The organism is Salegentibacter sp. UBA1130, from assembly GCF_002311535.1.
Taxonomy (GTDB): Bacteria; Bacteroidota; Bacteroidia; order Flavobacteriales; family Flavobacteriaceae; genus Salegentibacter; species Salegentibacter agarivorans.
Map to the genome: position 1 here is coordinate 63344 of NZ_DCAP01000002.1, position 14992 is coordinate 78335.

At 36.6% G+C, this 14992-nt stretch carries 11 protein-coding genes and 1 other RNA gene; 7 read left to right on the forward strand and 5 right to left on the reverse strand.

Features of this window, described 5'->3' with window-relative positions; all coding sequences use genetic code 11:
- Positions 1-241 precede the first annotated feature (241 nt).
- The 3 genes from B4F31_RS00680 to B4F31_RS00690 all read left to right on the forward strand — a co-directional run bounded on the left by B4F31_RS00680 (position 242) and on the right by B4F31_RS00690 (position 5484).
- The gene (locus B4F31_RS00680; RefSeq protein WP_093306143.1) at positions 242-2599 is read left to right on the forward strand and encodes a TonB-dependent receptor domain-containing protein; all 2358 of its coding nucleotides are present in this window, start codon (positions 242-244) and stop codon (positions 2597-2599) included.
- 215 nt (positions 2600-2814) lie between these two features.
- A complete protein-coding gene (locus B4F31_RS00685) occupies positions 2815-3120 on the forward strand; it encodes a hypothetical protein (protein WP_075327405.1) in 306 nt (101 codons plus the stop codon).
- 81 nt (positions 3121-3201) lie between these two features.
- A complete protein-coding gene (locus B4F31_RS00690) occupies positions 3202-5484 on the forward strand; it encodes a TonB-dependent receptor (protein WP_093306141.1) in 2283 nt (760 codons plus the stop codon).
- Positions 5485-5553: 69 nt separating this feature from the next.
- On the opposite strand, the gene B4F31_RS00695 is transcribed toward B4F31_RS00690, so the two are convergent.
- Positions 5554-7185, reverse strand: a complete 1632-nt coding sequence (locus B4F31_RS00695; RefSeq protein ID WP_093303538.1) for an ABC-F family ATP-binding cassette domain-containing protein — start codon at positions 7183-7185, stop codon at positions 5554-5556.
- 177 nt (positions 7186-7362) lie between these two features.
- On the opposite strand from B4F31_RS00695, the gene B4F31_RS00700 reads away from it, so the two are divergent.
- On the forward strand, positions 7363-8781 hold the full coding sequence (locus B4F31_RS00700) for a TlpA family protein disulfide reductase (protein ID WP_075327408.1): 1419 nt from the start codon (positions 7363-7365) through the stop codon (positions 8779-8781).
- Between the two features lie 140 nt (positions 8782-8921).
- Here B4F31_RS00700 and fsa read toward each other — a convergent pair whose 3' ends face one another.
- From fsa to ffs, 3 genes are all read right to left on the reverse strand, one after another.
- The gene (fsa, locus tag B4F31_RS00705; RefSeq protein ID WP_075327409.1) at positions 8922-9578 is read right to left on the reverse strand and encodes a fructose-6-phosphate aldolase; all 657 of its coding nucleotides are present in this window, start codon (positions 9576-9578) and stop codon (positions 8922-8924) included.
- Between the two features lie 35 nt (positions 9579-9613).
- Positions 9614-10435 carry an SDR family oxidoreductase gene (locus B4F31_RS00710; protein WP_075327410.1) on the reverse strand — a complete coding sequence of 274 codons (822 nt, stop codon included), beginning with the start codon at positions 10433-10435 and terminating at the stop codon, positions 9614-9616.
- Positions 10436-10479: 44 nt separating this feature from the next.
- An RNA gene (ffs, locus tag B4F31_RS00715) (signal recognition particle sRNA small type) lies at positions 10480-10578 on the reverse strand.
- Between the two features lie 87 nt (positions 10579-10665).
- On the opposite strand from ffs, the gene B4F31_RS00720 reads away from it, so the two are divergent.
- Together B4F31_RS00720 and B4F31_RS00725 are read left to right on the forward strand one after the other, a co-directional pair.
- Positions 10666-11733 (forward strand): glutaminyl-peptide cyclotransferase, encoded by a 1068-nt coding sequence (locus B4F31_RS00720; protein WP_093303542.1) that lies wholly within the window; start codon positions 10666-10668, stop codon positions 11731-11733.
- Positions 11733-12137 (forward strand): acyl-CoA thioesterase, encoded by a 405-nt coding sequence (locus B4F31_RS00725; protein ID WP_093303545.1) that lies wholly within the window; start codon positions 11733-11735, stop codon positions 12135-12137. Before B4F31_RS00720 ends, B4F31_RS00725 begins: the two co-directional genes overlap by 1 nt.
- A gap of 138 nt (positions 12138-12275) precedes the next feature.
- Here the strand turns inward: B4F31_RS00725 and glyA are convergent, their stop codons facing one another.
- Entirely contained in the window at positions 12276-13550 is a 1275-nt protein-coding gene (gene glyA / locus B4F31_RS00730) for a serine hydroxymethyltransferase (protein WP_093303547.1), read from the reverse strand.
- 110 nt (positions 13551-13660) lie between these two features.
- Between glyA and fahA the strand changes: the two genes are divergently transcribed.
- Positions 13661-14950 carry a fumarylacetoacetase gene (gene fahA, locus B4F31_RS00735; RefSeq protein WP_075327414.1) on the forward strand — a complete coding sequence of 430 codons (1290 nt, stop codon included), beginning with the start codon at positions 13661-13663 and terminating at the stop codon, positions 14948-14950.
- Positions 14951-14992: the final 42 nt, after the last annotated feature.

The following is a 14992-nucleotide window of genomic DNA, read 5'->3' on the forward strand; positions in this document are numbered from 1 at the left end:
TCTGTAACAATTCATTTTTCTGCTCGTCTTTATAATAGAGGAAAGATCAAAATTTTTGAAAATGCACGTTTATCTATTATGCAATACAAAGTATAAGGTATAACATTCAAGGGGTCGTTCGTCAATCAAAAACTGGTAAGTTTTATTCATCAAAATTAAGAATTTGCCAAAAGAAACATTCTGGTATTATGCAATACAAGGATTTATTTTAAACATACTAATCATCAAAATCAATCAAAAAATGAAACAGTTATTTTTAATTTTAGCATTATGCATCAGCAGTTTTACTGCAATGGCTAACGAACCCGTGGGCAAAATTTCGGGTTCTGTAATAGATGGCGACCTGGAAGAACCAATCCCCTACGCTACCATTAGTATTACAGATATGGAAGGAAACCTGGTTTCAGGCAATACTTCTTCTGCCGATGGTACTTTCTATATTGAAAAGATCCCAAACGGAGCTTATATGTTTAAAGTTCAGTTTATGGGATATAAAACCTTTTCTAAACAAATAGAAATCACTAAAGACCAAAGCTCTCATAATTTTGGTACGATTAAATTAGAACCAGATGTTGCGATGCTAGACGGTGTTACCGTGGTGGCAGAGCGTACCACCATAGAGCAGCGAATAGACAGGAAAGTAATTAATGTGGGGAAAGACCTTACCACTACCGGCGCCAGCGCTTCAGAAATTATGAATAACGTACCTTCTGTAAATGTAGATCAGGATGGAAATATTGCGCTTCGCGGAAACTCTAACGTGCGTATTCTTATAGATGGGAAACCAACCAATATGGATCCTGCGCAATTGTTAAAACAAATTCCCTCAACCTCGATAAAAACCATTGAATTAATTACCAATCCTTCGGCAAAATATAACCCGGAAGGGATGAGTGGAATCATCAATATAGTATTGCATAAAAATGCCAACGATGGTTTCAACGGAAATTTAAATACCGGTGTTACTATTGGTGAGAACACCCGTTACAACGGTTCTCTTGATATGAATTACCGGAAAGGAAAATTCAACTTTTACGGAAATTTTGGCGCTCAGTTTGGTGATCGCAACAATCTTGGAAGAATTAATTTCACAGAAGATAATTACCGACAGGCTTTTGATATTACCAACAGAAGAGAATCTTATTTATACAAAGTTGGGGTAGATTTCTATCTTAACGACAAGAATACATTTTCATTTTACACCAACCAAAATCATTACGATGGTGGACCGTTAGGAGCTTTAAGAATTATTTATCCTAATAATTCAGAGCTTAATTTAGCGCAGAACCTTAATGCAAATTTCAATAATATTAATAGCACCTACAATTTCGCTTACGACCGAAAGTTTGAAAAAGAAGGGCATAAAATTATATTCGAAGTAGATTATAACACGTTTGAAGAAGAGGAAAATTCAATCTTTAACTTTGAAGGAGACACCGAAGGTTTCACAGCTTACCGTGACCATGTGAATGGAAGCCGGGAAAATATTATCGCGAACGTAGATTATGAAAATCCCCTTTCAGAAAATAGTAAACTTGAGGTTGGCGCTGAAGCCAGGCTTTCAGATACCGATAATGATTACAGTACCACCAGCGACTTTTTAAACGATGCCACCTACCAGTATAAAAGAGATATTTATTCGTTTTATACCACTTACGGACAAAATTTTGAAAAGTGGTCTTATCAGGTTGGTGCAAGATTGGAAAACTTTAGTGTAGATGCCATCTATAATGGTGAAAAAGTCTTTAACGACGATTACTTTAATATTTACCCTAGCGGATTCCTGAATTTTACTCCAAATGAAACAAATTCCTATCAATTAAGTTATAGCCGAAGAGTAGATCGTCCCGGTTTTGGCCAGGTGAGTCCTATTCGCGAGATAAGCACACCCAGGTTAACTGTTTCCGGAAATCCAGAATTAGATCCGCAATTCACCAATTCCCTTGAATTTAATTATACCCGAAAATTTACTAAGAAAGGAAGTTTGACTGCAGGTGTTTTCTTTAGAAATATTAATGATGAAATCAGCCAGGTTTTTATAGAAGATCCTAATGAAGAAGGTTCGCTTTTACTGCAATTTGACAATTTTGAAGATAATAATGCTTATGGACTGGAACTGGGATCCAATTATAAATTCACCAATTGGTGGAGCACAAATACCAATTTTGAATTATACAGCCAGCGATTAAAAGGAGTAGTTGGCACCGAGTATTTGGAAACCGATAACACCGCCTGGACTTTTAGAACCAATCATAGTTTTAAAGCAACTGATAAATTAACCTTCCAGTTATTCGGATTTTACCGAAGCAAAGCTAAAAATCTTCAAATGGATATGGACCCAATGTATTTTATGAATCTTGGCGGGCGCTACACCTTTCTTGATGATAAAGCCACGCTTAGCCTAAACTTTAACGATGTTTTTGATACGCAGGAATTCAGCTTTACCAATGGCCGTCCCCTACCACAAACCGGAAGATTTAAAGGTGAAACCCAAAATGTATATATAGGTTTCTCCTATAGATTTGGCGGTGGCAAAAACAGGGCATTAAAAAGAAAACAAAGAGACGACAACGAAGCCGAAGGCGGTGGAATGTTTTAGAAATAATAGTTTGTAGTTTAGTTTGATTAGCCAAAAAACCCGGTAATAGTTTACCGGGTTTTTAATTTAACATTAATTCGGCTCCAATGTGATTTAAGTCACATTCCATTACCTACAATTACATTTATCTTTGCATTTAAATGGAAAGAAGAAGCACATTTATCATTTTACTATTCACGTTAGTTATGCTGTTTAACAGCATAAAGAGTGGTTTTATGATAAGCTTCTACCTGGTAAATAATTCAAGTTTTACTGAATTATTCTGTGTTAATACAGACAAACCAGAAATGGAATGTAATGGAAAGTGTGAAATCTCCAAATTAAGTAAAGATTCTACCACCAAAGAGAAACCAACACATCTTGATTTTTTACAACGGCAGGTAGTTCTCTTTTTCAACCCAATGCAACAACTGGAAGTTTTTCAATTTTCAGAAGAAGAAAAAACTCCAGTAGCTTATTTAAATAATTATACCTACCAATACTTACCAAAGTCTTTCCATCCACCTTCTCTTAAAGCTTAATTTTTTCAGATTTATCATAAAAATCCATCGGTAAAAACCGGCGGATACAATCTACTTATATCAATTTTTAAATAGAATTAAATGAGAATTTTAAGCATATTATTATTCCTATCCTCTAGCCTATTACTACAAGCGCAGTCTAAAATAAGTCTTGTAGATGAATTTAGTATGGAACCTATAAAAGATGCAACTATACAGGTTAAAGGCAGTAGTAGAGCAGCTGTGAGCAACAAAAATGGAGAGGTTTTTATAAATTTTTCTGAAGAAGATACGCTTCAGATAAGGCATTTAAAATACCGAAAACAAAATATTTCAAACCTCAAACCGGGTGAGGTTATCTACCTGGAAAGATTCACTTTTAGAATTAGTGAAATCCTTCTCCTGGGAAATCCACAAATAGATCCAGCACAGAGCCTGGTAAAAACTAATTTTAGAGACAAAGTGGTACAACCCAAAAATGCCGGAGAGCTTTTTAGCGATATCAACGGGTTTTCACTTATTAAACGAGGTAGTTACGCTATGGATCCCAGTATGCGTGCCAGCCAGTATGAACAATTAAACATTCAGTTTGACGGTGGTACTAAAGCAATGCACGCCTGCCCAAGCCGCATGGATCCCATTACCACCCTGGTAAATCCCGAGGAAGTTAGTAGAATTGAGATCATTAAAGGCCCTTTTAGCGTTAGATACGGAAATACTTCTGGTGGAATTATTAATTTGGTAACCGACAATGCAGTGGAAACCACAGATACATTTTCCGGCAGCGTTTCTTCGGGATACGAAAGTAACGGGAATTCTATGGTAAATATGGTTCAACTGGAAGGCCGCCTAAATAAATGGGATCTATCAGGAAATTTTAGCCAAAGAGATTATGGCAATTATGAAGATGGAGAAGGAAGAAGCATTCCTTCCTCCTTCCGCAGCCTGGGTTATAATTTGGAAGCAGGTTATTCTTTTAACGAAAGTAATAGGTTAAAAGCAGGCTTTCGGCAATCCTTTGGTCGCGATGTAAAACACGCAGGATTAATGATGGATACCGATGAAGATAATAGCAGTATTTTTAGCCTGGATTATAAGTACAGGGCTGAGGCGGGAAAATTTAAAGGTTTAACTGCAAAGCTCTACTACTCTTTTGTAGACCATATTATGGACAATTACAAGCGTCCTTCTTTTAATCGAATTGAAGCAATTTCTATGGTAAAGGCAACGACCTATGGTGGAAAACTAGAAGCCGAATGGAAACTTAACAACAAGTGGCGGCTATTTTCTGGAATAGATGTTACAAATCTCTCTCGTGATGGGCAAAGAGAACGCCTGGTTAAAATGAATATGACCGGCGAAGCTTTAGCAATGCCTATGGAATTCAAGGATAAGGTTTGGCAGGACAGCTATATAAATGATTATGGTGTTTTTGCCGAAACCAGGTTTATACTCAACAAGAAAAACATTTTTAATTTTGGAGCTCGTATAGATCATATTGTTTCAGAAAGCCGTGACCCAGAGGAAAGTTTTGCTGAATTATACCCGGAAATTGGAAAGCGCAACGAACAACTTTTTAGTGGAACTGTAGCCTATAAACACCTATTAAAAGAGAATTATTCCCTGGAGCTCTCCTACGGAAGAGGTGCCAGGCCGGCAAATATGGAAGAACGCTATATTGCATTTTTCAATATTGGAAGAGATCCTTATGAATATGTAGGAAATCCTAATCTGAAACCTGAAGTGAATAATCAATTCGAACTGGGCTTTAAAGGAAAAGAGGTATATATCGGAACCCTGAAAAATTTCAACTTCTCTGTAAGTGCATTTTATTCAATTTATGAGAATTATATCGTTGGTTTAGTAGATGAAAGCTTAACTCGAAAGAATATGCCAACTCAACCGCCTGTGCATCCAAAAGTGTTTAGAAATCTTGATGAAGCCTACAAGACAGGTTTTGAACTCTCGGGAGAATTGGTGTTTAAGTCCGGTATTAAACTGGGCACAGGCCTGGCTTATACTTACACCCAAAACGAAGATCTTGGAGAGTCGCTACCGCTTTCTCCACCATTGGTGAGCAGATCACGAGTAGAATATGAAAATTCTAAGTTCTGGACCGGGATTTATTACAACATCACCGCAGATCAGGAGAATATTGCTCCTTCCTTTGGAGAGACCAGAACTCCAGGTTATAGTTTAATGGATCTAAAAGCCGGAACTACCGCTATTAAAAACCTAAATATTGGTGTGGGAATCCTAAATGTTTTTGATAAATATTATTATAACCATTTAAATTTCGCTTTTAATAACCAGGCAGATTTCACCCGTCAACCAATCACCGAACCGGGTAGAAATTTTACGATTTTTATTAATTATAATTTCTAATTAAAGGCTATTACAAAATAAAAAATCCCGCTATCTGCGGGATTTTTTATTTTTACAATTCAAGTTGTTTTAAGCCTCTACAGCATACATTTTATCACGTTGCTCTTTGATCTTTTTATCACTCATATATTCATCAAAAGTAGCATAACGGTCTATAGCTCCGCCTGGTGTTAGTTCAATTACACGGTTGGCAACTGTTTGTGCAAATTCGTGATCGTGTGTGGTGAACATTACCGTTCCTTTAAAATTCTTTAGCGAATTATTAAAAGCAGTAATAGATTCCAAATCAAGGTGGTTTGTAGGTTCGTCTAACATTACAACGTTAGCCCGCATCATCATCATTCGGCTTAACATACAACGTACTTTTTCACCTCCAGAAAGAACTTTACAAGTTTTTAGTGCTTCTTCCCCACTAAATAACATTTTACCTAAAAATCCGCGTATATAAACTTCTTCTCTTTCCTCATCGGTTTTAGCCCATTGTCTAAGCCAATCTACCAAAGTAAGATCATTTTCAAAAAACTCCGAGTTATCTAGCGGAAGATAAGATTGAGAAGTGGTAACTCCCCAGGAATATTTACCAGATACCGGTTCCTGGTTTCCATTTATAATTTCATAAAAAGCGGTGGTAGCTCTAGAATCTCTAGAGTAAACTACAACTTTATCACCTTTTGCAAGGTTGATGTTCACATTTTTAAAAAGCGTTTCGCCTTCTATAGAAGCTTCCAGTTTCTCTACATTTAAGATCTGGTCTCCGGCTTCACGTTCACGTTCAAAAATAATTGCAGGATACCTTCTACTGGAAGGTTTTATATCTTCAATATTAAGTTTATCAATCATTTTTTTACGGGAAGTAGCCTGTTTAGATTTGGCTACGTTCGCGCTAAAACGCTGTATAAATTCCTGTAATTCTTTCTTCTTTTCTTCAGATTTTTTATTCTGCTGAGCACGCTGTCTAGCGGCAAGTTGAGAGGACTCATACCAGAAGGTATAATTACCACTGAAATGATTTATTTTTCCGAAGTCGATATCAGAAATATGGGTACAAACAGCATCTAAAAAGTGACGGTCGTGAGAAACCACGATCACTGTGTTATCATAATTTGCCAGAAAATTCTCTAACCAGGAGATGGTTTCATAATCCAAATCATTGGTAGGCTCATCCATAATTAGTACATCTGGATTTCCAAAAAGTGCCTGCGCCAATAACACCCTAACTTTTTGTGTACCATCAAGATCTTTCATTAAAGTAGCGTGGTGTTGCTCTTTTATCCCTAAGTTAGAAAGTAAAGAGGCGGCATCACTTTCAGCATTCCAGCCGTTCATTTCTTCAAATTCAACCTGCAAAACCCCTACTCTTTCTCCATCGGCATCGCTAAAATCTTCTTTCATATAGATTTCATCCATCTCCTTTTTAATCTTAGCTAAAGGCTTATTTCCCAGGATTACGGTATCTAAAACCGGCGTATCATCATAAAGGTTGTGATTTTGCTCCAGTACAGACATTCGCTTTCCCGGCTCAAGATGAACACGCCCGGAAGTAGGCTCAGATTTTCCTGAGAGGATATTTAAAAAAGTAGATTTTCCGGCGCCGTTGGCTCCAATAATCCCATAGCAATTGCCCTGGGTAAAAGTGGTGTTCACTTCATCAAACAAAACACGCTTGCCAAATTGAACCGAAAGATTTGATACTGAAAGCATAAAAATAGAATTTGAAAATTTTTGCAAAAATAGCCAAACTTCAACACTTATCTAAAGATTAACGTTTTTATTATTCTTTTAACTCCCGATTAACATTCATGGTATTTGGCTCAGACTATATTTGCGGATGATGCCAAAATCAATAGCATTTCAAGTCCTTAGTTCTTAAAGATCTGCATGAAATATTATTTACTTTTTTTTCTTATCGGAGTTATATTATTTACCGGTTGTAATGACTCTCAAAAAGACCAGAAAGGAACTTTTGTTGGCGGTCAAATTATGAACCCTTACAACCCCTATTTTATTCTTTCCAAAGATAATGAGACCATAGATACGCTCTTCCTGGATCAAAATAACCAGTTTGGGAAAAATTTTAAAGGTTTAGAAGCCGGGATTTATAGTTTTAACCACCCGCCCGAAAATCAAATTATGTATTTGGAGCCCGGTGATAGTGTTTTGGTTTGGTTAAACACTATGCAGTTTGATGAATCGCTTAATTTTAGCGGTCCTGGAGCTGCTAAAAGCAGTTTTTTGCTAGATATGTTTCTTAATAATGAAAGGAACAATAACTTAATGCTTTCCTATTATAAAATAAATCCCAACGAGTTTGCCGGAATTACCGATTCTATTAAAAATAAAAGGAAAAATAAATTAGAAAAATTAAACGAAAAGAAGAATTTTTCTGAATCGTTTTTAGACCTCGCCAATAACAGTATAGATTACGATTTTTACCATCTTAGAGAACGTTACACGTTTTTAGTAAAAAAATACTATAACGAACTAGCCCAGCAAATTCCAGATGATTTTCACGATTACCGCGGCTATCTTAACTTTAACGACACCAAGCTTAAAGAGTATTACGGTTATCTTAATTTTATTGAAGATTATCTAAGAACCCGTTCTATTGAAAGATGCCTGGAAGAGTATGACACCAATGCAGATTGCTTTGAATTACACTCGGTAGACAATATTCAATATCGAATTAGCCTTGCCGATTCACTGATAGAAAAAAGCGAAATCAAAAATATATTTATAAACCGCCTGGCAATTCAAGGAATGGTATTTTCTAACAATGCTGAAAAGATTGACAGTATTCTGGGTATTCTTGAAGACATTAAGTTTAATGGAAAAAATCTTCCCGACTTAAAACAAATGGCCGGAATTCAAAAAAGCTTGCTTCCGGGGAATAATATTGGAAATTTATCTTTAACCAATTTTCAAGAAGATACCGTTTCGCTAAAAGAAATTTCAGATAAACCCATAGTTACCTATCATTGGTCTATGGAAGCACCAGAACATTATAAATGGCAACATTCTATTATTTCTACCTTACGGGAAAAATATCCTGAACTGGAATTTGTAGGAATTAATATTGATAACGACTCTCAACAATCCTGGAAGAATACTGTAGAAGTGTATGGGATGAATAAAGAGCGAGAATACAAATTAAATTCGGCTAACATCAATGTTAATCTACTCAAAAACTACCTCAACAAACTTATTTTTATAGATACACAGGGGAATATAGTAAACGGTGAAGCACAACTTAACACTCCTAATTTTGAAAGACAAATTTTGGAGTTTTTGAACAATTAAAAAGGCTATTTAGAGAGTTCTTTTAAATTTATCGTCATCCTGAACTTGTTTCAGGATCTAAGATGTTAGAAGCTGAAATAAATTCAGCTTGACGCAAACTCTCTAAATAGCCTTTCCGTAAATTTTACTTCAGCAATTTCTTATTGATTTCCCTTCTTATAATCAGATAAAAATTTCTCTAAACCAATATCTGTAAGCGGATGTTTTAATAAACCTTCAATAGAAGAAAGTGGCCCGGTCATTACATCGGCGCCTAATTTTGCGCACTCTAAAACGTGCATGGTATGACGCACAGAAGCTGCAAGAATTTCAGTTTCAAATCCGTAATTATCATATATCAACCTGATATCTGCAATAAGGTTTAAACCATCAGTAGAGATATCATCTAAACGTCCAATAAAAGGAGAAACATAAGTAGCTCCAGCCTTGGCCGCAAGCAAAGCCTGACCTGCTGAAAAAACTAATGTACAGTTGGTTTTAATCCCATTATCGCTAAAGTATTTAATCGCTTTAACCCCTTCTTTGATCATAGGAACTTTTACAATAATTTGCTCGTGCAATTCTGCCAGTTCCTCGCCTTCTCTAACAATTCCGTCAAAATCGGTTGCGATCACTTCAGCGCTCACATCACCGTCTACAATTTCACAAATTTCCCTGTAATGCTTGTAAATATTATCTTTTCCGGAAATTCCTTCTTTCGCCATCAAAGAGGGATTGGTAGTTACACCATCTAAAACCCCAAGTGCCTGGGCTTCCCTTATTTGATCAAGATTGGCGGTATCAATAAAAAATTTCATAATCTTTAATTGTTTAATGTGTTGTTTTTACAAAATTATAACTTATAATGCTTAAGCAGCATTTTTTCATAGACTTTATCGGGTAAAATTCGCTTTAAACCCACTGAAAATTTCTGAAGCGCCTCCCCTACTTTATAATGCCCACGAGGATCTTTTTCCTGAATAATTTTATACACTACTTTAGCCATGACAAATGGATCTTTCCCCGCGTCTACATCTTCATTCATCAATTTCAGGGTATTACCATAAGGTTCTTTGTAAGGAGAATCTTCCAGAACGGGAGCGTGATAACGACCGGCTGCGATATTGGTAGCAAAATCTCCGGGAGCAATATTGGTCATTTTTATATTGAAATCTTTCAATTCCATTCTAAAAGATTCGGTAGTAAGTTCTAAAGCTCCTTTTGAAGCTGAATAAATTCCGCGGTAAGGCAAACCCATATAACCGGCAATAGAAGTAATATTTATGATAAGTCCGCTGTTTTGCTTTCGCATTTCAGGCAAAACTGCTTTTATCACTTTTATAGGTCCAAAATAATTTGTTTCAAAAGCTTTTGCTATTTCTTCATCTGGAGTTTCCTCAATGGGGCCGGTAATTCCAACACCTGCATTATTGATAAGCACATCAATTTTGCCTTCCTCAGCAATTATTTGTTCAACAGCAGCGGTAATCGTTTCCTTTTTGGTTACATCTAAAGCAACCATCGCAAAAGGAGGATGAGATATCTTCGCCGGATTCCGGCTGGTACCGTAAACTTTAAAATTATGTTTAGAAAGGTATTCGCCTATAGATTTTCCAATTCCGGAAGAAGCTCCGGTTATAAGCACTACTTTTTGAGGAGATGCATTTGTTTTCATAGGCTGCAAAGATGCGATAAAATTTAGAACCTTTTAGAAACAAAAAATGGCAAGCTCCCCACATCACACCGCTACGACCGCCTACCCTTGCTGCGTTCCCGCCCTGGGGGATTCAGCAGGAGCTGGTTGTGTGGGACTTGCCGCTGCAAATATACAATCTTTCCTACTTTGCGCAAGTATTTTTTAAACCGAATTAAGTATTTTAGCAAGGTATTTAATGCAAAAGATCAATGAATAAATTTAAGTTCCTGTCCCTGTTAATATTAGGATTTTTATTTTTTTCCTGCGGAAGCAATTCTGATAAAAAAACTTCTTATTTTAAGCTGAAAACTGCCGAAAATAAGACTGAATTTAAGCTTGGAGAAACAATTGAAGGCTCTATAGAAAACCTAAAAGACCGTGAAATTGATTCTATTCAACTTTATTTTCAGCAAAAATATTTTCAAACTTTAATAGCGGAAACTTCTTTTTCGGTTCCACTTGAAAACACAAAATTAGGACGCCAAAAACTGGAAGCTATAGTTTTTTCTGAAGGGGAAACCGATACAATTAGTGAAAACCTAAAAATTTTAAACAACCAATCTCCAAAAGCATATACTTATAAAGTAATTAAGGAATACCCGCACGATAGCGAAGCTTATACTCAAGGGCTGGAATTTTATAAGGACACTTTATATGAAAGCACCGGGCAATATGGTAATTCTTCGTTAAGAAAACTCAACCTGGAAACCGGCGAAGTTTTAAATAAAATAAACCTGGAGGACACTTATTTTGGCGAAGGACTTACCATTCTTAATAACAAACTTTACCTGCTAACCTGGAGAGAAAAAGAAGGTTTAATCTACAATTTAGATGACTTTGAACAAACCGGTACTTTTAGCTATAACCAGAGTAAAGAAGGTTGGGGTTTATGTAACGACGGTAAAAAACTTTATAAAAGCGATGGCACCGAAAAAATTTGGATTCTTGATGCAGAAACTCTTGCTGAAAAAGATTTTATACAGGTAGCTACCAACACTAAAATTTATTCAAAATTTAATGAACTGGAATGGGTTGAGGGAAAGATCTATGCCAATACTTACCAGTTTCCCAGTGTGACTATTATTAACCCTGAAAACGGCGCAATAGAAGGTGTAATAGATTTTAGGGGATTGCGGGAACGCTTAGGTAATCTTGATGATTTGGATTCTCAAAATCACGTTTTAAATGGAATTGCCTATAACCAAAATACTAACAAACTTTACGTGACCGGGAAAAACTGGGACAAGGTTTTTGAAGTAGAAATAATAGAAAAATAATGGCTGAAACACCAGAAATATTTGAACAAAGCTTTTTAGTTGAAGAAAGGCATTTAGATGAACAGAACCACGTGAATAACGTGCAGTATGTACAATGGGTGCAGGATGTTGCCAAAGCGCATTGGGAAGCACGAGCCACCAAAGAGCAAAATGAGAAATTTTTCTGGATCGTGGTTACCCACGAAATAAGTTATAAGCAACAGGCTTTTTTGGGCGACAAGATTTTACTGCAAACCTATGTTGGTGAAACCACTCACGTAAAATCTGTGCGGCACGTGATTATAAAAAATGCTGAAACCGAAAAAGTTTTGGTAGAAGCCAAAACCACCTGGGCGCTTATGGATCAGGAAAAGAAAAGACCAACCAAGATTTCAGAAGAATTAAAGAAGGTTTTTCAGCAATAATTCTATTCATTTCAGAGAAGCGAAAAAAAAGCTTATTTGAAAGTGTGCTATTTCCGTCATCCTGAACTTGTTTCAGGATCTAACACGAAAAAAACTTTTTCAAATAAGCTTTTAAAATTATATCCAGTATTGAAAGAATTACACTTTAAATAGTGGTTTTCCCTTCATCATAGCTTTTACTTCATTTTTAACCGCTTCCAGTTCACTATCATTATCTATATTAGTGATCACACGCTCAATAAAATCTACAATTTTAGACATATCAGCTTCAATAAGTCCGCGGGTTGTTACTGCAGCGGTACCAATTCTAATTCCGGAAGTTACAAAAGGTGATTTATCATCAAAAGGAACCATATTTTTATTAACGGTAATTTCAGCTTTACTTAAAGCTTCTTCAGCTTCTTTTCCGCTTACATTTTTATTTCTAAGATCTATAAGCATACAGTGATTATCGGTACCACCGGAAATTATATCATAACCTTTATCCATAAATGCTTCGGCAAGTTTCGCTGCATTCTTTTTAACCTGAACTGTGTAATGCAAAAACTCATCGGTTAAAGCTTCACCAAAGGCAACCGCTTTTGCAGCGATAATATGCTCTAAAGGCCCACCCTGGTTTCCAGGGAAAATTCCGCTGTTAAGCAAAGTAGACATTTTTTTAGGTTTTCCGTTTTTCAATTTTTGACCAAATGGATTATCAAAATCTTTACCCATCATTATAATTCCGCCACGAGGCCCACGAAGAGTTTTGTGCGTGGTTGAAGTTACAATATGGCAATGTGGCATTGGGTCACTAATTAATCCTTTGGCAATAAGCCCGGCAGGATGCGCAATATCTGCAAACAAAATTGCGCCAACACTATCAGCTATTTCTCTAAATCTTTTATAATCTATTTCTCGTGAATATGCCGATGCTCCAGCAATAATCATTTTAGGTTTTTCTTTTTTGGCAATTTCAGCTACCTGGTCGTAATCTATAAGTCCGGTTTCCTTGTCTACCCCGTAAAATACAGGATTATAAAGTTTTCCGGAGAAATTTACCGGAGAACCGTGGGTTAAATGCCCACCATGAGAAAGATCAAATCCTAAGAATTTATCTCCCGGGTTAAGGCAGGTATGAAATACCGCGGTATTCGCCTGTGATCCCGAATGGGGCTGTACGTTGGCATATTCGGCATTAAATAATTCCTTTAAACGATCTATAGCCAGTTGTTCTACTTTATCTACCACTTCGCAACCGCCATAATAGCGTTTGCCCGGGTAACCTTCAGCATATTTATTGGTAAGTACAGAACCTGCAGCTTCCAGAACCTGCTCGCTCACAAAGTTCTCACTGGCAATTAACTCAAGTCCGTTAAGTTGGCGTTCTTTTTCTTCCGCAATCAAATTAAAAATTTCGGTGTCTCGTTGCATTTCAAAAGTTTACGTTAAATATTCATCAAAAGTAAGAAATACATTCGGTTAATAACAGGAAAATAATATATTTGGATTCATTAGATTTCTTAATAAAAACAAAAAATTATATGCCTATTACAGCTAACGACCCAAATAGAAAAACCTGGTTGGAAACTTCGGAAAATACCGATTTCCCTATTCAGAATATTCCTTTTGGGGTATTCCTAACCCGGGACGATGTAATTACCATAGGCTCCCGTATTGGAGACTTTGCGATAGACCTTGGCGCACTGCACCAATTGGGCTATTTTGAAGGAATCCCGTTAACCGATGATATATTTTTACAGGATACCCTAAACGATTTTATCTCTGACGGAAAAAAGACATGGCGATTGGTACGTAACCGAATTGCCGAAATTTTTGACGCAAAAAATGATAAATTAAGGGATAATGAAGAGCATAGAAGCCGTGTACTTTTTACGCTAGACGAGATTGAAATGCAAATGCCGGTTCAGGTGGGTGATTATACCGATTTTTATTCGAGCAAAGAGCACGCTACCAATGTAGGAACAATGTTTCGTGATCCAGACAATGCATTATTACCAAACTGGCTACACATTCCTGTAGGTTATCACGGAAGAAGTTCTTCTATAATCCCAAGTGGAATCCCGGTACACCGGCCACAGGGACAAACAAAACCAAAAGATTCTGATACTCCTGTATTTGGACCTTCAAAAAGAGTAGATTTTGAAGTTGAAATGGCTTTTATCACTACAGACGCTAATCCGTTAGGAGAACCAATACCCATAGAAGAAGCCGAAGAATACATTTTTGGAATGGTATTGTTTAACGACTGGAGCGCAAGAGATATCCAGGTATGGGAATATGTACCTTTAGGGCCATTCCTTGCCAAGAATTTCGCTTCTTCAATTTCACCGTGGATTGTTACTTTAGATGCTTTAGAGCCTTTTAGAACTGAAGGACCTAAACCTGAAGTAGAATTATTTCCATACTTGCAAAGCACTGGCAAGAAAAGCTTTGATATTAATCTTGAAGTTTCCCTTAAACCGGAAAATTCTGAAGAAACTCCGCTGTCAAAAACCAATTTCAAGCATATGTACTGGAATATGAGTCAGCAATTAGCACATCATACCGTTAATGGTTGCCCGGTAAATTCTGGAGATATGATGGCTTCGGGAACTATTTCAGGGAAAACCCCAGATAGTTATGGTTCTATGTTAGAATTATCCTGGAAAGGTGAAAAGCCAGTAAAACTTAAAGATGGTAGCGAACGAAAATTCATTGAAGATCACGATACGGTAATTATGCGTGGTTATTGCGAAAGCAAAGGCCGTAGAATTGGTTTTGGCGAAGTAAGCAGCCAATTATTACCGGTTTTTGAACCTAAGAAAAAGTAAAATATTTTGAACCTATATAAAAGAGGCTGTCTGAAAAGGCAG

Excerpts from the sequence above, each read along its gene's own strand:
- B4F31_RS00700 (WP_075327408.1), top strand. The coding sequence starts at position 7,363 with ATGAAATATTATTTACTTTTTTTTCTTATCGGAGTTATATTATTTACC.
- B4F31_RS00710 (WP_075327410.1), bottom strand. The coding sequence starts at position 10,435 with ATGAAAACAAATGCATCTCCTCAAAAAGTAGTGCTTATAACCGGAGCT.
- B4F31_RS00690 (WP_093306141.1), top strand. The coding sequence starts at position 3,202 with ATGAGAATTTTAAGCATATTATTATTCCTATCCTCTAGCCTATTACTA.
- B4F31_RS00725 (WP_093303545.1), top strand. The coding sequence starts at position 11,733 with ATGGCTGAAACACCAGAAATATTTGAACAAAGCTTTTTAGTTGAAGAA.
- B4F31_RS00695 (WP_093303538.1), bottom strand. The coding sequence starts at position 7,185 with ATGCTTTCAGTATCAAATCTTTCGGTTCAATTTGGCAAGCGTGTTTTG.
- fahA (WP_075327414.1), top strand. The coding sequence starts at position 13,661 with ATGCCTATTACAGCTAACGACCCAAATAGAAAAACCTGGTTGGAAACT.
- B4F31_RS00680 (WP_093306143.1), top strand. The coding sequence starts at position 242 with ATGAAACAGTTATTTTTAATTTTAGCATTATGCATCAGCAGTTTTACT.
- B4F31_RS00720 (WP_093303542.1), top strand. The coding sequence starts at position 10,666 with ATGAATAAATTTAAGTTCCTGTCCCTGTTAATATTAGGATTTTTATTT.
- B4F31_RS00685 (WP_075327405.1), top strand. The coding sequence starts at position 2,815 with ATGATAAGCTTCTACCTGGTAAATAATTCAAGTTTTACTGAATTATTC.
- glyA (WP_093303547.1), bottom strand. The coding sequence starts at position 13,550 with ATGCAACGAGACACCGAAATTTTTAATTTGATTGCGGAAGAAAAAGAA.
- fsa (WP_075327409.1), bottom strand. The coding sequence starts at position 9,578 with ATGAAATTTTTTATTGATACCGCCAATCTTGATCAAATAAGGGAAGCC.